Source organism: Flavobacterium limnophilum, assembly GCF_027111315.2.
In the GTDB taxonomy this organism is placed as follows: Bacteria; Bacteroidota; Bacteroidia; order Flavobacteriales; family Flavobacteriaceae; genus Flavobacterium; species Flavobacterium limnophilum.
Genome location: NZ_CP114289.2, coordinates 1,611,651 through 1,632,241 on the forward strand (window position 1 = coordinate 1,611,651; position 20,591 = coordinate 1,632,241).

Consider the following 20,591-nt stretch of genomic DNA (forward strand, 5'->3'; position numbering starts at 1 on the left):
TCCAAAAGTCTTACTTTTGTTTTATGCAGCAACTCAATTTTCCTTCGTATTCTTTTCGTTTCAAAAATAGCGAAAATAAAGTGTCTATTTTCGACGAAATCAGGAAAAAATTCATCATTCTCACTCCCGAAGAATGGGTTCGCCAGCACGTTGTCCGGTTTTTGTTGGAAGAAAAAAAATACCCCAAATCATTAATTAACGTCGAAAAAGTTTTGAACGTCAACGGATTGCGAAAAAGATACGATATCGTGGTTTTCAATCCCGATGGTTCCATTTTTGTTTTGGTGGAATGCAAAGCGCCCGAAATCAAAACCGCACAAGCCACTTTTGACCAAATCGCCCGTTACAACATGACCCTGAAAGCCCAATATTTGATGGTGACCAATGGTTTGAATCATTACTTTTGCCAAATGGATTTTGAGAACGAGAAATATGAGTTTTTGAGGGAATTGCCAGATTATGAATTGAAAAATACAAAGAATTAAATGAAAATAGCCGTAGTAATCCTCAATTGGAATGGAACAAAATTATTGGAGCAATTTTTACCATCCATTGTAAAATATTCTCCCGAAGCCGACATTTATGTGGCCGACAATGCTTCGACAGATGATTCCGTTGCCTTCGTGAAAGCCAATTTTCCAACGGTTAAGATTGTTGAAAACGAAAGTAATTTTGGCTTTGCCCAAGGTTACAATGAAGCTTTACAACACATTGATGCCGAGATTTATGCTTTGGTCAATTCGGATATTGAAGTGACGGAAAACTGGCTGAAATCCATCGTCGAAACATTCGAAAACGAACCAAAAACTGCCATAATCCAGCCTAAACTTCTGGATTTCAAACGAAAGGAGTACTTTGAATATGCCGGTGCTGCCGGTGGATTTTTAGACAAATACGGTTATCCCTACTGTCGTGGACGCGTTTTTGAAACTTTGGAAAAAGACAACGGACAATACGACGATAATTGCGAAATATTCTGGGCTTCGGGTGCCTGTTTTTTTATCCGAAGTTCGGTTTACAAAGAGTTGAAAGGTTTCGATGCTGATTTTTTTGCCCATCAGGAAGAAATAGATTTGTGTTGGCGCGCCTTCAACAAAGGGCATCAAATAAAATACAATTCACAATCGGTCGTGTATCACGTGGGCGGAGCAACTTTGCAACAAGGAAATCCAAAGAAAACTTTTTTGAATTTCAGGAATTCGTTGTTGATGTTGTTGAAAAATCTTCCTAAAAAACAATTAATTCCCGTGATTTTCATTCGCCTTATTCTGGATGGCGTTGCTGGAATGCAATTTCTTTCACAAGGAAAGTTCAAACATTTGTTGGCAATCTTAAAAGCGCATTTTTCATTTTATTCGCTTGTTTCTGTGCATTATAAGAAAAGAGAACCGTTTCAATCTGAAAAATATTATAAAATCAAAAGCATCGTTTTTCAATATTTTTTCAATGGTGGCAAGGTTTTTGAAAAATAATTTTAACAAAGATTTAAATCAGAATTCTAATCTTAAAAAACTAACTTTGTAATTCACGTTTAATTAAATTTTATCATCTATGAAAAAAATTGTTATTGCCCTATCCTTATTGGTGTTCATGACTTCTTGTGTTTCTAAAAAGAAATATGCGGATCTTGAAGCTAGAAACAAAGAAACTCAAGACTTGTTAAATACTTGCACTGTAAAATTAAACTCTTGTTTGGAAGAAAAAGCTGGACTTGCTGCAACAGCGGCCTCTTTGAAAGACCAAAACCAACATTTAATCACTACCTCAAAAGACATGACTGTCTTGACTGCAAAAGGTGCTGAAAATATTGAAAAAGCATTAGAATCCATCAAAGAAAAAGATTTGAAAATTTCTAGAATGCAAGACGCTTTAACTAAAAAAGACAGTGTTACTCTTGCCGTGGTGACCAGTTTGAAATCTGTTGTGGGATTGAATGACGAAGACATCGAAATCAATGTTGACAAAGGAGTTGTTTTCATCTCCATCTCTGATAAAATGTTGTTCAAAAGCGGTAGCTATGAAGTATCGGACAAAGCAAAAGGAGTTTTGGCAAAAGTGGCCAAAGTGGTAAATGACAAACCAGATTTTGAATGTATGATAGAAGGTCATACAGATAACGTTCCTTACAACGGAAACGGAGTGATTGTTGACAACTGGGATTTAAGCGTAAAACGTTCTACATCAATCATCCGCGTATTATCGACTCAATTAGGTGTTAATCCAGCACAATTAATTGCAGCAGGAAGAAGTTCTTATGTTCCTTTAGTGGCAAATGATTCTGCTGAAAACAAAGCTAAAAATAGAAGAACTCGTATTTATGTAATGCCAAAAATTGACCAGTTCTATGATATGGTGGAGAAAGAAATGAAAAAACAAGCTAAATAATTAGTGGTCAGTGAACAGTAATTAGTATTCAGTTGATTATAAATATAAAAACGTCCCGAGCAATCGGGACGTTTTTGTTTTATAGCGGTTTTAAAATCGTAAATCTAATATTTAAAGTATATCCAAACTCCCCTTGCCTTCTCTCACGACCACGGGTTCGTAACCGGACAAGTCGATGATGGTGGAACCGATGTTGTCTCCGTAGCCACCATCAACAACGACATCGACAAGATTTTGCCATTTCTCGAAAATAAGTTCTGGATCGGTGGTGTATTCAATTACGTCGTCCTCGTCCCGAATCGAAGTCGAAACAATGGGATTGCCCAATTGGCGAACAATTTCCAAGGCAATCGAATTATCGGGAATACGAATCCCGACCGTGGTTTTCTTCTTGAATTCTTTTGGAAGGTTTGTGTTTCCTGGCAAAATGAAAGTATAGGGTCCTGGCAAAGCTCTTTTCAACAGCTTAAAAGTGGCCGTGTCAATTTGTTTCACATAATCGGAAAGATTGCTCAAATCGTGACAAATAAAGGAGAAATTGGCTTTGTCCAACTTCACTCCTTTTATTTTGGCAATGCGTTCCAAAGCCTTGGTATTGGTAATATCGCAACCCAAACCGTAAACCGTGTCGGTGGGATAAATAACCAAACCGCCGTCTTTTAAAACCTTCACGACCTTGGCAATTGCCGCTTCGCTGGGTTTGTCTTCGTATATTTTTATGAATTGTGCCATTTTTTAGAATAAAGATGATAGAGAATAGATTATAGACTAGGGTTTAATTTTTTGAAAAACTTTTGCAGTATAAAATAACATTGCAATGGTAATCAAATTAATTTTCACAATAAAAATAGAACTATTAGAATTTAATGCCAATAAAAATTGTGATGGATAAAAATCAAAACCTGCAATTACATCATTTGTCAAATTCAAGGTTAAATTTACACCTATTCCATTAATGGCTGAATAAAATAAGCCAAAAACATCAAAAGCAATTAATTGCATTAGCAAAGAAATGTATACTAATTTTAATCCTTGAACATAATTTTTCTTGTTTAACAGAATTCCTGAATAAATACAAAATCCAAAAAATATAAATGGGGTTAACATTGAAACGTAACCAGTCCAATTTTGATATGTTGACAAATTAGTAGTCAAAAGTAAATATGATGTAAATAGCAAACCGACTATTCCTCCAATAATCTGATATATTTCAATAAAATTAATCTTCTTTTCAAGTCTTTTATCTATCATCACTATTCTTTTCTCTTTTTTAACCAATAACATCCAACTTCGCAAATCTTAACAACAACTTCTTGATGCCTCCGACTTCAAATTTGATTTCGGCTTTTTTGTCTGCGCCAACTCCTTCAAGGTTTAACACTTCACCTTTACCGAAACGTTCATGCATCACGATATTTCCTGTAGTCAATTTATTGTCAAATAAATTAGGCCCTTCCGCAGATGGATTACTGGAAACAGGTTTTAATTTTCGAATGATTGCCGTAGGTTCTTCACCCAATTTCTTGGGTGGCGTTCCATTGGCTGGTTTAGCCAATCGCAACTTGGATTTGTCCACGTCTCCAAAAATATCACTGTCAATCATTGGTTTGTAGCGGTAATTATTTTCTTCAGGAGTCAAATATTCTAAATATTGTCCATCAATTTCTTCAATGAAACGAGAAGGTTCACTATCCGTCAATTTTCCCCAACGGTAACGGGATTGGGCATACGTCAAATACGCCTGATGTTCGGCACGAGTTAAGGCTACATAAAACAAACGACGTTCTTCTTCGAGTTCGCTACGGGTGCTCATGCTCATGGCACTTGGAAACAAATCTTCCTCCATTCCCACTACAAAAACGTGTGGAAATTCCAATCCTTTCGCCAAATGTATCGTCATCAAAGCCACACGGTCTTCATCGCTGGTATCTTTGTCTAAATCGGTTGCCAAAGCCACGTCTTCCATAAACTCGGATAATGCACCACGAGCTCCGTCAATCTCTCTTTGCCCTTCGGTGAAATCCTTGATACCGTTCAGTAATTCCTCGATGTTCTGGATTTTGGCCATTCCTTCCGGAGTTGCATCTTTCTTTAATTCTTGAACCAAGCCCGTTTTTTTGGCAACGTGGTCCGTGATATAAAAAGCATCTTGATTTTCGTTAATCACCTGGAAACTCTGGATCATCATCACAAAATCTTGTAGTTTTTGCTTCGTTCCCGAGTTCAGTTTCAAGTCGATCTTGTCAATGTTCTGCATCACTTCGAATATCGAACGCTTGTAATGATTGGCGGCAACCGTCAGTTTTTCGACTGTGGTGTCCCCTATTCCTCTCGCTGGATAATTGATGACGCGAACCAAGGCTTCTTCATCTTTTGGATTAAGAACCAATCTCAAATAACACAAAACATCCTTGATTTCTTTTCTTTGGTAAAAGGACAAACCACCGTAAATTCGATACGGAATATCTCTTTTTCTGAGCGCATCTTCCATAGCACGGGATTGCGCATTGGTGCGATACAAGATGGCAAATTGCCCATTCATCATTTGATGCTGCATCTTCTGCTCGAAAATCGTGCTGGCCACAAAACGACCTTCTTCGGCATCTGTTAGGCTACGATGCACTTTTATTTTGGGTCCAAAATCATTGGCTGTCCAAACAATTTTGTCGAGTTTTACTTTATTTTTGTCAATTATGGTGTTGGCCGCTTCCACAATATTTTTGGTCGAACGGTAATTTTGTTCCAATCGAAAGGTTTTTACGCCTTCATAATCCTTCTGGAAATTCAGGATGTTGTTGATGTTGGCACCGCGAAACGCATAAATACTTTGGGCATCGTCCCCAACGACACATATATTTTGGAATTTGTCCGATAAAGCGCGAACAATCAAATACTGCGAATGGTTGGTATCTTGGTACTCATCCACCAAAATATAACGAAAACGGTTCTGGTATTTTGCCAAAACATCTGGAAAACGATTTAACAATTCATTGGTTTTCAACAACAAATCATCAAAATCCATGGCACCGGCCTTGAAACACCGATCCACATAATTTTGGTAAATTTCACCCAAACGGGGCTTTTTGCTCATTGCATCTTGTTCTTGCAATTCGGGATTGTTGAAATAAGCTTTTACCGTGATTAAACTATTTTTATAAGAGGAAATTCGGCTCAAAACCTGCTTCGGTTTGTAAACATCCCTGTCCAATTGCATTTCCTTGATAATGGCCGAAATGGCTCGAACAGAATCTTGTGAATCATAAATGGTAAAATTCGAAGGATATCCCAATTTATCGGCTTCGGAACGCAGAATTCGGGCAAAAACGGAGTGAAAAGTTCCCATCCAAAGATTTTTGGCTTCATTGGAACCCACGATATCGGAGATACGCTTTTTCATTTCGCGCGCCGCTTTATTCGTAAAAGTCAAGGACAAAATACTGAAAGCATCCACGCCCTGACTCATCAAATAAGCAATCCGAATGGTCAATACACGGGTTTTTCCAGAGCCTGCACCAGCAATAATAATCATTGGTCCGTCTTTTTGGAGTACGGGTTCGCGTTGGGCTTCGTTTAGTTGGTCAATGTATTTCTGCATAAAATTTTCTGTTGAATGCAAAAATAAGGATTTATGAGTTAGGAATTTGATTTATATAAAACCAAAATTTTGAGCAATTTCTTCGACCGTAAAAGTCAAGCAAGGCGATTTAAGTTGAAGTGTTTTAGCTCCTAGTGCCCATAATTAGACTTGAAAAACAAACAAGATTTACATTAGTTGCACGATTGCGCCTCCGGAGCTTCTCCTGTAATTTCCATCCAATCAATATTGGCAAAAGCTAGAGCATCAATAGTTTCTAATCTAATAGTATTAATTCCTTTGGACAATTTAATGTTTGTTGGTGTAGTTGTGGCAAACTTTGTCGTACTGGATGTTATCGGAAATGACAAATCGATACCAGCCGTACCGTTAATTTTAACTTTTGCAGCCGTAGTTATCCCTCTATGCACATATCTAAAGACGATGCTGTAAAGACCGGCAGTGGGAACTTTGATGGTATAATTGATTCCTTTGCCAACAGCATCCACAAGATTGGTTACTTTTCGGTTATTGGCACTGGAATTAATTGCTATAACGCCATCATACGCACAATATCCTGGCAAAGCTTCTTCGATTCTTAGTGTATGGGTTCCTGTGAGTTTTTCGCCAAAGGTAGCCGTGACACCCACGTCTGCCGTCATTGCAATAGTTATAACTTCTGTATTTTCTCCTGAACTCCACGATTTAAGCTCATTTCCTTTTGCAGGAAGGGCAGTTAGCGTTACAATTTCACCTTCTGTATAAGTAGCTTTATTTGGACTTATAGTAATTGTTCCGCCCTCCATTGGACTTGCCATTGCGGCCAAAACATGAGCTGCTGGTAGTGTGCTTTTAAAATTGGCAGTAACGGTTTTGTTGGCATTCATTGTAATTTTTGTGCTAGCTGTTATTGCGCCATTACTCCAAGATTGGAAAACATAATCAGTGGCTGGTGTTGCGGTTAATGTAACGGTATCGCCTGCATCATAAGTTGTTTTAACAGGATTTACGACTACACTTCCGCCTGCAATAGGTTTTGGAGTGGTTTTCAGTATAAAATCGGTTTTTTGTTGTGCTCCCAATTCTCTGGCTCCAAGATCTGGTGCTGCTCCGTTATATTCAATTCCAGCCGTTTGCACGCCTGCATCTATGAAATCACTGCTCGATTTCAGTGCCAAAAAATCACCTAAATTTGGACTACCGTCGGTATTTTTAAGCACTGTGGGAACGGTCAAGGAAACAAAATCATCATCACTAACCACAAGGGCGGGATTCCTGCCATTGGTACTCATTTTGATCCACCACACATTGGAATTTTCTACATCTTTGCCAAAAATTTTATCCTTGAAAGATTGATAAGAGATGTTGTTTCTAAATTGGTGCTTTCCTCCTTCACGAAACCCAAAACCATTGCTTTTATTGTTGTAAGAGGTGTTGTTGGTCATCTCGATAGCTCCCGGATTGTTGTTGTCGGTAAAACCGTGTTGTCCGTTTCCAAAAGCGACACAACGTCTTAGGACATGATTTACCGGAATGCCTTCGCCGCCCAATTTAAAACCATTTTTATCTCCAGTTGCCGTAGTACTTCCGTTGGTAAGGGTTCCATTATTATAGGCCACGCAATTTTCGAACAAAATAGCTCCAATGGGGCCTGTTTTACTTTTGGTATACAAATCCCATCCATCATCACTGTTATTGTGGGACAGGCAACCACGAAAAATATTGCCTTGACCACAAGTCAATTTTGCTGCAAAACCATCCGCATTTTCTGCCAATGAATCTTTGTTGTCAAACGATTCGCAGTTCAAAATTAAATTATTCGAAGGCCATTGACTGATTGAAGTATAGGCAGCATAATAACGGCTGATTTGAAGTCCGCTATCCCTATTTTTTTCGAAAATACAATTGTCAATCGTATTAAAATTTCCCGAAAGAAGCATCCCATTATCTCCTGCTCTCCTGATTGTAATTCCTTTGAAATACCAATAAAAACCATCTAAAACAATCCCTTTATGGAGGTTGTTTTCACTTTGTGCCGAAAAGTCAAGAATGGGAGTTTCATCCGCATAAGCTTCTATACGTTTAAGATTTCCCGCTGTTCCGCTATTTTCTCTTGCAATAAAAATGGTCGAAGCTATAGAATAAATTCCTCCACGCATATAAATGGTTTGCCCTGGAATTACGATTTTAATGGCATTCACAAGTGTGGTTGGCCTGTCTATGGTTCCAATATTACCCTCTTTTCCTGCCGGCGAAACATAAATTTGGGAAAATACACAAAGTGGAAAAAGCAACATTACGGCAAATAAAATAATGATTCTTTTCATAATAAAAGAGTTGGTTTGGTGATTACTATTTTTGCTGTAGGACTTACTATTTCTTGGATGGTTTAAATGATATGGTGTATTTCACGACATTTCCAGTAAAACCTCACTTTAAATGAAATAAATAATTAACAATGAAACAGAATACTTTATTTATAAAAAACATCGTACCCAAACCGAATCAACGTGCCGATAACCACCACCAAAAAGAAGATTCGAATGAATTTATTCCCTTTATTGATGGCCAATTTGGCACCGATCCACCCTCCAAGAGCATTGCATAGCACCATCGGAATCGTAATGGCCCAAATGATTTTGCCTTTCAGCATAAACAGACAAATGGAACCAAAATTAGTCGCCAAATTGACCATTTTGGCATTGGCGGAAGCGTGCAAGAAATCAAATCCCATCAAGGCAATGAAAGCCAAAACCAAGAAACTTCCGGTTCCCGGCCCAATAAATCCGTCATAAAAACCAACCACGAAACTGATGAGAACGGCATAAAAAACCTGGGTTCTGGCAGAATGATTTTTTACGATGTGTTGCCCAAAATTTTTCTGGGCATAAGTGTAAATGACCAAAAACGAAAGCACAACCAACAATAGAGGTTTCATGAAATCATTGCTAACATACGTCAACAAAGTCGAACCCAAAAAGGCTGATGGAAATGCCAAAACCATCATGATGCCCAGCAACTTCCAATTCATGTCCACTTTTTTGAGGTATTGGTAGGCAGCAAAGGAAGTGCCGCTAAAAGCAGGTACTTTCAGCGATCCAACAACGGTTGAAACGGGAAGATTGGGCAACAAAATCAATCCAACCGGGGTTTGGATTAATCCTCCTCCTCCAACGATGGCATCGATAAATCCTGCTACAAAAGCAGCCAGACAAAGCAAAATAATAACGTAGGATTCCATTTTTTTAAAAATTTCACCAAATGTAAGACATAAGTTTATTGGTTTATTCGTTAATTTGTTCCCGGTTAAAAAAATTAAAAAAACACAAATGGATTCGACAAAAATATTAGAAATACTTGCCTACACTTTACCCTCATTAATCACTGGAGGCGTCGCTTACTTTTTATTCAACTCCTATTTCAAGGACCAACAGAACACCAGACGTTGGTTGTTGCAAAAAGACAATCGAAAAGACACTTTACCCCTGCGTTTGCAAGCTTTCGAACGAATGACTTTGTTTATGGAACGCATCAATCCAAGTCAATTATTGATTCGAATCACTCCCATTTCCGAGGATAAAAACGAATATGCCAACTACGTGATTGCGCAAGTGGAGCAAGAATTTGAACATAATTTAGCCCAACAAATCTACATTTCGGACGAATGTTGGTCGATAATCACCACGGCCAAAAATGCCACGATTCAAATGATTCGCTTGGCTGTCAAAAACGAAAAAGTGGCTGATGCCAACCAATTGCGTGAAGTGATTTTAAGTGATTTATTGGAAAAACAATCGCCAAGCAGTGCTGCCTTGGCATTCATCAAAAACGAAGTGGGACAATTGTGGTAAAGAAAGCCCTATTTAATTGGAGTAGCGGCAAAGATTCTGCTTTAGCATTGTACAAAATAGTACAAAATAAAGAATACGAAATCAGTTGTTTACTAACCAGTGTCAACCAACAATTCCAGCGTATTTCGATGCACGGCATTCGGGTAGAATTATTGGAAGAACAAGCAAAAAGCATTGGTCTGCCACTGGAGATTATGCAAATTCCAGAAATGCCAACGATGGAAGTGTACGAAGCTGTGATGCAAACCACACTCGCCAAATTAAAAAACCAAGGAATTACCCATTCCATTTTTGGGGATATTTTTCTGGAAGATTTGCGAAAATACAGGGAAGACAAATTGGCCGAAATGGATTTTGAAGCTGTTTTTCCGCTTTGGAAAATCCCAACACAGGATTTAATCCAGGAATTCATGGCACTGGGATTCAAGACCATCGTGGTTTGTGTCAACGAACGCTTTTTGGACAAAAGTTTTGTGGGCCGGATTATCGACCAGGATTTCATCAATGATTTACCCGAAAATGTGGATGTTTGTGGCGAAAACGGGGAATTTCACACCTTTACTTTTGACGGCCCTATTTTCTCCAACCCCATTTCTTTTGAAATTGGGGAAATAGTCTATCGAAAATATGAAAAGCCGAAAGAAGAAGATTCTTCCGATACTGCTTGTGAAACTTCAACTTCGGATGCTTTTGATTACGGATTTTGGTATTGTGATTTGGCGGAAACCAATTAAACGCTAAAAATATTGGGCGAATATTTACTTATCGTTCCTCATACAGTTTCAACAATTGCGTCACGGTATTCCAATTGCGGATGGTTGCCGTCACGTTCAATTTTTTCTCGATGTTTGATTAAATAATTAACATTATCTTTTTAATGAAAAATGCCCTTTAAAACTTTTATCTTCGTCATTCAAATTTATAGTAAACCAAAAATCATCTGAAATCATTGGTTCATTATTATATTTACCATCCCAGCCGACATCCATTGGGTTTAATGTTTTTAATAATTTGCCATATCTGTCAAAAATTAAAATCTGTGCATGGGGATATTTACTTATTCCTTTTATCTGCCAAAAATCATTGACACCATCATTATTTGGGGTAAAAAACTTTGGATAATCTAATATGGTTACTTCCGAATCATCTTGACCACATCCATATTTATCTTTTACAGATACAATATAAGTTCCTCCATAAATATTTCTAAATAAATTACTGTCTTGAAAATTTATTCCATCAATTGAATATTCAAAATTACCATCTCCTGATGCACTAATTTCGATAAAATTATTTCCAAATTGATCATAAACAACTTTCTCAATAGTGGGTTTAAGAGATCTTGCTAAATTGAATGGAAAAGATTTTTGGCAAGATATTCCATTTTCAATTTGGGTAACTTTAACTGTATAATCTCCTGAATCAATAAGTTTGGCCTCATTCGTTATCGAGATAATTTCATTGTTTTTAAATTTCCATTCATAAGAATCAAAATTCGGATTTATGGAAATAGTCAATGATGGTTCTAGTTCACATATAGCATAGTTGTCTTTTAAATCAATTACGGGCAATTTATTTACTATTAAATCAAAACTGGTTTCTGAAAAACAGAATGAATTTAAACTGTTTTCAACTTTTACAAAAACAGTTTGAGTATTTGGAATCATATTCTTGAAAGTTACCGGCAATGGACTGGGCAAGTTATTACCATTTGCATCTTTATAAAATATACGCAAACCAGATTGATTACCTATAAGTTGTGATTCAATTAATGATGTGTCAAAATTTGCAAAACCATTGCCTTCATCACAGGAATATAGATTCTGAGGTTTATCAATAGTCGGTTTTGAAGATGTTTTAAGCGTTAAAACAGTCTCCGAAAAGCATTTTGTTTTTGAATCAGTTACCCGTACTGTTATATTTTCAGTGTCCTTAATTGAATTTGTAAATGGATTTGGCAAAGGATTGGTTAATTGATTTCCAATAGTATCATAATAAGTAACTTCCATTCCAGATTGATTTGCTATTACATTATTTTGAACACCTGAAGTGTCGAAGAATTCTGAAATACCATCATTATCGTCATCACATCCAATTAAAACTGGTAAAACATTTGCAATTGGAAGGGGATTTGCAATTAAATTTATATTGGTTTCGGCAAAACATTCATTATTAGAATTAATCACTTTTGCTTTTATATAATCTTTCTTTAAAATTATATTAGTATAATTCGAAGATAATGGACTCGGTACTAAATTATTGCTACTATCATAATATTGTACTTTTACATTTGCTTGATTCCCTATAAGTTTATTTTCAATAGTACTGAGGTCGAATAATTCTATCCCATCATTGTTGAAATCACACATATAAATATCATCAACAGCATTTGCAACGGGAGATGCCAAGACGCTAACTGCAAAATCTTTGACGACATAACAGCCAGGATTTCCCTTGCTTTGAACTCTTGCGAAAATAGCTTGAGTGGCATTTTGAATCGTATATAAATCGGGTAGCTTATTACTGTTGTTTTCCGCTTCTCTTAATGATAAATGATAACTTATGTCGTACTCCAATGAAGGTAATCCATTTAAAATTTGCAAATCTTTCAAATTATGAAAATTGAACTGATCATTTACTGCACAAGTAGTAATATCAGAAGGTTCTGCAACGATTGGTACTCCATTTATTGAAAAAGTTTTAAAAAATGTATCTGTAATAACTCCTTTAGTATAAGTTGCGGATACAGTATAAGTACCATTTTTTGAAAAAGTATGTGAGGGTCTGGGCAAAGTAGAGGTGTTTGATATTCCGGTAGCATCATCGTTGAAATCCCATTTTACATTATCTACTGAATTATTTAAAGAAAAAGTTCCTTTTAGATTACATCCACATCCTTTATCTAAAATAATTGCTGTAGGTAATTCAATATTTAAATTTTTGTTTTCATAAATATTGGTAATTTCTATGTCGTATGGATTTTCTATTCTGCCATAATATAGCACGTCTAAATCTTTATCGTTGTCATAATCCCCAAAATCAATCCCTCCGCTATAACAATCTGGAAATGATTTGTTTATTTCTGAAAACGCATCATTTTTATTATTCAAATAAAACTTTGTGTTTCTATATGAAAGACCTGAGCCATAATTAACAAGATCTAAAAAGCCATCGTTGTCAAAATCCCCTAATTTTAATTTTGACAAAAAGGCACCATCATTATTCATTGTAAATGAATTGCTGAAATTCATGTTTCCTTTGTTGGTATAAAAATAAAGTTTTGTCCCAGGATCTCCACTCATCAAGTCGAATTTTGTACTTCCGGTAAATACAAAATCAGGAAGTCCGTCTTTATTTATATCGCCTACATCCATACTTACATAACTTAGTTGCGGAAGAGTAAATGGAATTTTATCAAATTTAAAATTTCCCAAATTTTTATATATAACAAACTCCCGTTCCGTTTTTGTTGATGAAGCCGTAATGACATCTTTTAAACCATCTCCATCAAAGTCTGCCCATTTAGCACTATTAGTTTGAAGATTTGCTCTAGCACCATTAATAATATAAAAACTTACATTTGCAATTTTTGTGAATGTTTCGTTTCCATTATTTTTAAAAATTCCCGAATCATATTCATCTTTTGAATTTAACCCTTGATAAAAAACATCTAACAAACCATCATTATCTACATCGACCCATTCAACTGTTCCGTCTTTTATAGCAGGAATAGCGTTAGGAATTTCTATAAATTCACAACCGTTATTAATATTCTTGTAAATTTTTGTAATGTTATTATATGCAGATCCACCTGTTGTACCTGAATAAATTAAATCCAAAGTTCCATTATTATCAAAATCTCCCCAAGAACAATCACCATAAATAACTCTTGGAATATTTTTTATTGAACTTTCCGTAAAAGTTTTATCACCATTGTTTTTATATAAAATGGCATTAAGAAAATCTCCATGAATAAAATCTAATCCAGTTACGAAAATGTCTAAAAAACCATCATTATTATAATCTACGAAAGATGAAAAACCCAAATAACCACCTTTTAGGTTTTCAGTAGATACAACTTTTTCAAAATTTTGAGCTGTACCTATATTTAAGAAAAATAGAAAAAAACAGACTAAATTTATTGCAAATGTATTTTTATAATTCATAATTATTCGGGAAATAAAATTGATCTTTCCTCATACAGTTTCAACAATTGCGTCACGGTATTCCAATTGCGGATGGTGGCCGTCACGTTCAATTTTTTTTCTATGTATTTCTGGTCAAACCTTGTCTTTCCAGCTCCAACGGCATATTTAATGTAAATCCTGTTGGCATCAATTCGGGCTTCGTCGGGTTTAAATTGGCTAATTTTCAAATCATTGATGCTGTCGCTTCGCAAAGTGGTGGAAACAAAAGCCACATATAATTTTTTAATGTCCGAATCTGGCTCTTTCAGAAAAGTATTGTTCTTCAAACAGGCATCCAAATCGGCTTTGCCAATAACCACGACGGGTACTTCGTGACCAAAAGCCTTGAAAATTTCCTGCTTTATTTTGAAACCAACAGCGGCGCCATTTTCATCCTCGCTGTCCACAAAAACATTTCCAGATTGGATATAGGTTTGCACGTTTTGGAATCCTATGGCTTCCAAAGTCGTTTTCAAGGCCTCCATTTTTATCATGTTGTGACCGGAAACGTTGATGCCACGAAGAAGAGCTAGATGGGTTGTCATTTGTTGAAAGTTTAAGAATTCCAAATATACTTTTTTATACTCCAATACCAAACAATTTAAAATTCCTATTTCCAACCAAAAAAGATTTCCTCTTCGATTATTAAAAACCTGCCTCATTTTGAATCCAACTTTTATATTTTCCAAACGCATTGTTTTTTAATATAAAAATTCTTAAATTTGATACCAATTACAAAAAGTTTTTAACTTAAAACATTCAAAATGAAACTACTAAAAAATTTATTTTTTATACTCTTTATTTCTTTGGTTACCAATTCGGCAGATGCACAAGGTTGGGGAATTCGTGCAGGAGCCAATTTTTCTAACTTGTCCAACAGCAATGGCGATATTCAAACAGGAGTCTATGCTGGATTATACAGACAATTCGGAATTGTGCCAAAATTGCTTTACATTCAACCCGAAATACAGTTCTCCAGTCAAGGATTTGACACAAAAACAACAAGTACCGATTTAAACTACATTCAAGTTCCTGTTGTTGCCAGACTGTATGTATTGAAACTTTTAAGTTTTGAAACAGGCCCACAATTCGGTTTTTTGATAAATGACAAAACAAGTGGTTCCGTAAATCCGGATTACAACTCATTCGACACTTCCTGGGCTTTTGGAGCAACATTTAATTTACCCTTTGGATTATCAATTGATGGACGCTATATCGCTGGATTAACTGACGTAATTGACAATGTCGATTCCAAAAACCAAGTTATTCAAGTTGGCTTGGGATTTAAATTTTAATCAAAAACCAGCTTTAATTAATCGAAATTTTCTAAAAAACTCCGAAGTCTAGCAGTAGATTTGGGAGTTTTTTATTTTCCAAACAAAAAACTATCTACACTGTCCAAAAACATTTCCAGATTGAACATAGGTTTGCACGTTTTGAAAACCAATGGCTTCCAAAGTCGTTTTCAAAGCCTCCAGTTTTATGAATTTGTGGTATTTTTAAAACTTACTCTTCGTGTAAATTAGTGGAATTTGTGTAAAACTTTTTTAAAACCGAATGCCCTACACGAAGCAGTGCGAGATGTTTTGTTTTTTAGAGATATTTTGTTTTTGCGAAGATATTGGGTTAGAACTGAGTTTACAATTTTAACGTGTCGTAAATTCATTTATTCCACTGTTTTTAAGCTTTGAAGTGGGTAAAACATTTTAATGAAATCAATCAAATATGGATCAAATTTAAAAAGTCCATTAATCTATGTACTTTTTTATAAAAGATACAGTATCTTTGTACTCGAAATCTGTCTCACATAAATGTCGACTCCATGTCGTTTTCTAAAATTAATTTTAGAATTAGTGTGATGATGGGTTTTTTTTATTCTCTTTGGTCAGTGGATTTTCAACTGAATAGTAATTCCTAAAACCCTCATATTTTTCTTTGTCATACAAGTCTATGACTAATGAAATCTTGTTTTTTAAGAATTCATAATATCGTGTTTCTCCTTTTTCAAATACACGTTGAATTGCCCAACAAAAATAATCCGCTAAATTCAAAATTGGTTCATTCGTGGGATAATTTACATTAAAAATAACTTTTGTTTTTATTTCTTCACTCCCACCAGGATTGCTGTTAACTCTTTGAACAGCCTTTTGCAAAGCCAATTCCAAGTTGTGATTTTTTGTACTTTTTCCTCTTTCGGAGACGTGCAATACTAGCTTTTCGTCTTTGTATAATTTGTTTTTCAAAAGATGCGAAAGCAAATCAGCATAAAAGTATTCTTCTTTTCCTTTGTGTTTGGTTTCATACCGCTCTATAGTTTTTGCTGAAACCACAGCTTCAAAACTGCAATTAATGGTCAAAATAAGTTCCAAAAACTTTAAGCGTACCTCTGGAATATCATCAGTTGCATGCAAATAATACCCTGAATTATTAACCTTTTTTTGAACACTCGCCACTTGAAAAAATGGATTGTCAACAATCTCTCTTTGCAACCTATTTATCTTTCCCCTTACCTCTTCTAAATTATCATAAACTTTAACCATTCCAATGATAAAACAACTAGAAACTCCATTGGTTCCCAAAGCATTTTTTTTGCCTTTGGTATAAAAGGAAGTATCCCCTGCCTCGTCAAGAAAATAATGTTTTGTATTCGATTTTGTATTCATCTTTTTAAGAAAACTTGTTATTTTAATCTTATTAAATCATTTTCAAAGCCTCCATTTTTATCATATTGTGTCCGGAAACATTGATGCCACGGAGAAGGGTTAGATGGGTTGTCATTTTATTTATGATTTTTAATTTTCATTTGGAATATCTTATTCACCTAAAAGTTTACGAAATTTAGTTTCAATTTCTTTTTTTAAAGGATGAATTATTTTAGGAATTTTCTTGTAAGCAAAAGCCGAGGCTAACCTATCTTCTTTTTCTAATGTTTCGCCCATCGACTTATATAGCTGTCTTTGGTCATAAGCATTAAATATTTCGCCAGATTCTTGAAAAAAACTACGTAATAAAGCCTCTGTTTCTTCATCGAAGTAAATTGAATTAAAGTTAAAATATTCCAAAAATTCGTTGTGAGCATCGCGATACTCATTACTGGCTTTTTTCTCATTTTCATCATAATCTTCACCATCTCGTGTAAACTTAAATGGCGAAATATGCTTTACTAATAAATTTAAATTATTGTTCAAATACTTATAAGATTCCTGCAATACTTCAAATCGTTTTTCGTGGAGTTTTGTAAACTTAAAATTTTCTTTGGTTTTCAAATGATTAAGTTCAATCTGAAATTGAGAAAGTTTTTCATCAAAGGAATTTTTAACACTACCTTTTACTTTTTCATTGAGCCAAAGTGTAATTAATGTTGGTATTAAAGTACAAACAAAACCTACTATAATTATAATGTAATTCTCCATTTCATTTTTTGATTTAAATATAATGATTTCTTCGAGCAAACATAGGTAATTGTTAAGTTTCAAATTTTAATAAAAAAATCATATGCAAGACATTAACAATCTAACATTTAAAATCAAAACTCGTTTAATTTAATCAACGAAGAAGTGTTAGATTGGTTGTTATTTTATTATTATTTACATTTTATCCAACAAAATAATATTTAAAATATTATCATCAGGATCAAAAACATTACATTCACAATTCTCTTCATTTTCAATTTCTTTTTGAAAATAAATACCTTCTATATAATCATATTCTAACTCATAAAGATATCTAGGATTCTCTACATTACAATCCTCAAATTTATTAGTAAAATAATCTCTAATTTTATCTTCTAATTTATTTTTATAGAATAAATTTGGAACTAAAACAATAAAATTATTATCGCAATCACTTAAATATAAATCACCTTGTACACGCCATTCTCTTTCCCAAGTGAAATCTATAAAAGGCTTTTTGGGCAATTCTTTGTATTTAAATGAAGGTTCAAATAATGCAAATCTCCATTTTAAGTCATTTGATAATTTATTAAAACACTTTTTTTCCAAATAAAGAGCAGGTCTTCCTGAATAAATTTTATAAATTTCCTCTTTATCAAACATCAACCCAAATTTCCTGTAATTTGAATAATTCGTGTGATTTGTAAATCCATACTCCATAATTATTTTTAATGGTGTTTCTGTCAAACAAACAATTTCATTATCTTCTAAACTTTTAAATTTAGTCGCATTTATACATTTATCAATTAAGATTGAATACAAATTTTCAAATGCTTCGTCATCATTTTCACCTTTTGTAAAATGAATTAGTGTACTTGATAAATCTGGTCTTTTAAATTCATTCATATCTAAATATTTTATCTTCAAATATAACTATTTCTAAACGACAGTATTCTCAATTTTGATAAAGTTGTTTATTATTTTAACAGCGTTTTTATTGTCAAATTATTTCAACAGCAAATTTATTGTCAAAAAAAATCAATAATTTCAAATTCCTATTTTCCAAACAAAAAACTATCTTCGCAGTATGCAGCAAAACCTACTAGAAACTCCCATCGAATACCTCAAAGGCGTCGGTCCCAACCGCGGGACTTTGCTGCGCAAGGAATTGGGAATTCACAAATACGGTCATTTGCTCAATTTTTTTCCCAATCGCTACATCGACAGGACACGCTATTACAAGATAAACGAATTGCAAAATAACGTTGCCGAAGTTCAAATCATCGGCAAAATCATTAATGTAAAAACCGTTGAATTTGGCAAAAACCAGAAACGATTGGTGGCAACCTTCGTGGATGATACGGGACAAATGGAACTGGTTTGGTTTCAAGGCCACAAATGGATTCGGGAGAGTTTAAAACTGAATGAAATCTGCGTAATTTTCGGAAAATGTACTTCTTTTGGGAATACTTTCAATATGGCGCATCCCGAAATCGAGTTGATGACGGAACACGAACAAAGCCTGCGCTCGGCAATGCAACCCGTTTATCCATCGACGGAAACCCTGGCCAACCGGGGAATTTCGAATCGAGTAATCAACAAAATGATGCAGCAATTGTTCTTGGAAACCCAAGCCAAATTTGCTGAAACCCTGCCCGATTATTTGACAGCCGAATTAAAACTGATTCCCAAAAATGCGGCTTTGTTCAACATCCATTTTCCAAAAAGTGCCGAAGCATTGGCAAAAGCCCAATACCGATTGAAATTCGAGGAATTGTTCTATATCCAATTACAATTAATCACGAAAAACCTCATTCGAAAGCACAAAATCAAAGGACATCCGTTCACGAAAGTGGGCGAATATTTCAATGATTTTTATAAAAACCATTTGCCTTTTGAACTGACCAACGCCCAAAAAAGAGTCATCAAGGAAATCCGGATCGATATGGGAAGCAACGCCCAAATGAACCGATTGCTGCAAGGCGATGTGGGTTCGGGAAAAACCATCGTGGCTTTGATGAGTATGCTCATTGCCTTGGATAACGGCTTTCAATCCTGTTTGATGGCACCCACGGAAATCTTGGCCAACCAACATTTTAATGGTTTATCAGAATTAGCCAAAGAGCTGAATATCAACATAAAAATATTGACAGGTTCAACCAAAATTGCAACTAGAAGAATCATTCACGAAGAACTCGAAAATGGCAGTTTGCACATCCTGATTGGCACACACGCTTTATTGGAAGACAAGGTGAAATTCCAAAACTTGGGCTTGGCCGTGATTGACGAGCAACATCGTTTTGGAGTGGAACAACGCTCGAAATTGTGGAAGAAAAACGAAATTCCGCCACACATTTTGGTAATGACCGCCACGCCTATCCCGAGAACTCTAGCAATGAGCTTGTATGGCGATTTGGATATTTCGGTAATCGACGAATTGCCACCGGGACGAAAACCCATCCAGACCGTGCATCGATTTGACAGCAATCGCCTGAAAGTCTGGAAATTCATCCGGGACGAAATTGCCATTGGCAGACAAATTTATATCGTCTATCCGCTAATTGAAGAATCTAAAACTATGGATTTCAAGGATTTGATGGACGGTTACGAAAGTATTTCCCGTGATTTTCCGTTGCCGCAATATGCCATTTCCATCCTTCACGGAAAAATGAAACCCGCCGATAAAGATGCCGAAATGAAACGCTTTGCCGAAGGAAAAACCAATATTATGGTGGCGACAACCGTGATTGAGGTTGGCGTGAATATTCCCAACGCCAGCGTGATGATTATCGAAAGTGCGGAACGTTTTGGACTGTCGCAACTCCACCAGCTTCGGGGTCGCGTGGGTCGTGGTGCCGAGCAAAGTTATTGCATCCTGATGACGAGCCACAAATTGAGTGCCGACAGCAAAACCCGAATGGAAACGATGACTGGAACGAACGATGGTTTCGAAATTGCCGAAGTCGACCTCAAACTTCGCGGTCCCGGTGATTTGATGGGAACCCAACAAAGCGGTGTCCTAAATCTACAGATTGCCGACATTGTCCGCGACCGAAATATTTTGCAATTGGCACGAAATTATGCCTTGAAAATCTTGAAGGAAGACGCACCGATGCAAAAGCCCGAAAACGCCACTTTAAGAGCAACCTACATCGAGCTGACCAAAAAGAAAAACATCTGGAATTATATTAGTTAAAGTACA

18 protein-coding genes and 2 pseudogenes are annotated in these 20,591 nt (G+C 35.6%); 7 read left to right on the plus strand and 13 right to left on the minus strand.

The features are described 5' to 3' along the window. The first annotated feature begins 23 nt into the window (after positions 1–23). From OZP13_RS06695 to OZP13_RS06705, 3 genes are all read left to right on the plus strand, one after another. A complete protein-coding gene (locus OZP13_RS06695) occupies positions 24–485 on the plus strand; it encodes a type I restriction enzyme HsdR N-terminal domain-containing protein (protein ID WP_281299098.1) in 462 nt (153 codons plus the stop codon). Continuing rightward, on the plus strand, positions 486–1,472 hold the full coding sequence (locus OZP13_RS06700) for a glycosyltransferase family 2 protein (RefSeq protein ID WP_269243084.1): 987 nt from the start codon (positions 486–488) through the stop codon (positions 1,470–1,472). 79 nt (positions 1,473–1,551) lie between these two features. Then, entirely contained in the window at positions 1,552–2,385 is an 834-nt protein-coding gene (locus OZP13_RS06705) for an OmpA/MotB family protein (protein ID WP_281299099.1), read from the plus strand. A gap of 111 nt (positions 2,386–2,496) precedes the next feature. Here OZP13_RS06705 and OZP13_RS06710 read toward each other — a convergent pair whose 3' ends face one another. The 5 genes from OZP13_RS06710 to OZP13_RS06730 form a co-directional block, all read right to left on the minus strand. Further along, complete coding sequence (locus tag OZP13_RS06710; protein ID WP_281299100.1) at positions 2,497–3,117, minus strand: L-threonylcarbamoyladenylate synthase; 621 nt, start codon at positions 3,115–3,117, stop codon at positions 2,497–2,499. Positions 3,118–3,153: 36 nt separating this feature from the next. Beyond that, positions 3,154–3,636 (minus strand): hypothetical protein, encoded by a 483-nt coding sequence (locus OZP13_RS06715; RefSeq protein ID WP_269243085.1) that lies wholly within the window; start codon positions 3,634–3,636, stop codon positions 3,154–3,156. Positions 3,637–3,655: 19 nt separating this feature from the next. Continuing rightward, positions 3,656–5,980 carry an ATP-dependent helicase gene (locus tag OZP13_RS06720; RefSeq protein ID WP_281299101.1) on the minus strand — a complete coding sequence of 775 codons (2,325 nt, stop codon included), beginning with the start codon at positions 5,978–5,980 and terminating at the stop codon, positions 3,656–3,658. 173 nt (positions 5,981–6,153) lie between these two features. After that, entirely contained in the window at positions 6,154–8,286 is a 2,133-nt protein-coding gene (locus tag OZP13_RS06725; RefSeq protein ID WP_281299102.1) for a right-handed parallel beta-helix repeat-containing protein, read from the minus strand. A 146-nt stretch (positions 8,287–8,432) separates the two neighbouring features. Beyond that, positions 8,433–9,200, minus strand: a complete 768-nt coding sequence (locus OZP13_RS06730) for a sulfite exporter TauE/SafE family protein (RefSeq protein ID WP_281299103.1) — start codon at positions 9,198–9,200, stop codon at positions 8,433–8,435. 88 nt (positions 9,201–9,288) lie between these two features. Between OZP13_RS06730 and OZP13_RS06735 the strand changes: the two genes are divergently transcribed. Continuing rightward, positions 9,289–9,810, plus strand: a complete 522-nt coding sequence (locus tag OZP13_RS06735; RefSeq protein WP_281299104.1) for a DUF7935 family protein — start codon at positions 9,289–9,291, stop codon at positions 9,808–9,810. Continuing rightward, the gene (locus OZP13_RS06740) at positions 9,804–10,544 is read left to right on the plus strand and encodes a Dph6-related ATP pyrophosphatase (RefSeq protein WP_281299105.1); all 741 of its coding nucleotides are present in this window, start codon (positions 9,804–9,806) and stop codon (positions 10,542–10,544) included. Before OZP13_RS06735 ends, OZP13_RS06740 begins: the two co-directional genes overlap by 7 nt. Before the next feature lie 28 nt (positions 10,545–10,572). Here the strand turns inward: OZP13_RS06740 and OZP13_RS06745 are convergent. The 3 genes and pseudogenes from OZP13_RS06745 to OZP13_RS06755 all read right to left on the minus strand — a co-directional run. Beyond that, positions 10,573–10,656: pseudogene (locus OZP13_RS06745) on the minus strand (DUF1697 domain-containing protein); the annotation flags it as partial. A 20-nt stretch (positions 10,657–10,676) separates the two neighbouring features. Continuing rightward, a complete protein-coding gene (locus tag OZP13_RS06750; protein ID WP_281299106.1) occupies positions 10,677–13,976 on the minus strand; it encodes an FG-GAP-like repeat-containing protein in 3,300 nt (1,099 codons plus the stop codon). Between the two features lie 2 nt (positions 13,977–13,978). Continuing rightward, a complete protein-coding gene (locus tag OZP13_RS06755) occupies positions 13,979–14,542 on the minus strand; it encodes a DUF1697 domain-containing protein (RefSeq protein ID WP_281299107.1) in 564 nt (187 codons plus the stop codon). A 219-nt stretch (positions 14,543–14,761) separates the two neighbouring features. Between OZP13_RS06755 and OZP13_RS06760 the strand changes: the two genes are divergently transcribed. Then, positions 14,762–15,292 carry a porin family protein gene (locus OZP13_RS06760; RefSeq protein WP_281299108.1) on the plus strand — a complete coding sequence of 177 codons (531 nt, stop codon included), beginning with the start codon at positions 14,762–14,764 and terminating at the stop codon, positions 15,290–15,292. Positions 15,293–15,382: 90 nt separating this feature from the next. Here the strand turns inward: OZP13_RS06760 and OZP13_RS06765 are convergent, their stop codons facing one another. From OZP13_RS06765 to OZP13_RS06785, 5 genes and pseudogenes are all read right to left on the minus strand, one after another. Then, positions 15,383–15,466, minus strand: a complete 84-nt coding sequence (locus tag OZP13_RS06765) for a DUF1697 domain-containing protein (protein WP_432419476.1) — start codon at positions 15,464–15,466, stop codon at positions 15,383–15,385. 381 nt (positions 15,467–15,847) lie between these two features. After that, positions 15,848–16,660: a DUF3800 domain-containing protein gene (locus OZP13_RS06770; RefSeq protein WP_281299109.1), complete on the minus strand. Its 813-nt coding sequence runs from the start codon at positions 16,658–16,660 to the stop codon at positions 15,848–15,850. 37 nt (positions 16,661–16,697) lie between these two features. Continuing rightward, positions 16,698–16,775 (minus strand): annotated as a pseudogene (locus OZP13_RS06775) (DUF1697 domain-containing protein); the annotation flags it as partial. A gap of 35 nt (positions 16,776–16,810) precedes the next feature. Then, positions 16,811–17,410: a hypothetical protein gene (locus OZP13_RS06780; RefSeq protein WP_281299110.1), complete on the minus strand. Its 600-nt coding sequence runs from the start codon at positions 17,408–17,410 to the stop codon at positions 16,811–16,813. Between the two features lie 174 nt (positions 17,411–17,584). Then, a complete protein-coding gene (locus tag OZP13_RS06785; protein ID WP_269243094.1) occupies positions 17,585–18,295 on the minus strand; it encodes a hypothetical protein in 711 nt (236 codons plus the stop codon). A gap of 181 nt (positions 18,296–18,476) precedes the next feature. Between OZP13_RS06785 and recG the strand changes: the two genes are divergently transcribed. After that, positions 18,477–20,585 carry an ATP-dependent DNA helicase RecG gene (recG, locus tag OZP13_RS06790; RefSeq protein ID WP_281299111.1) on the plus strand — a complete coding sequence of 703 codons (2,109 nt, stop codon included), beginning with the start codon at positions 18,477–18,479 and terminating at the stop codon, positions 20,583–20,585. Positions 20,586–20,591: the final 6 nt, after the last annotated feature.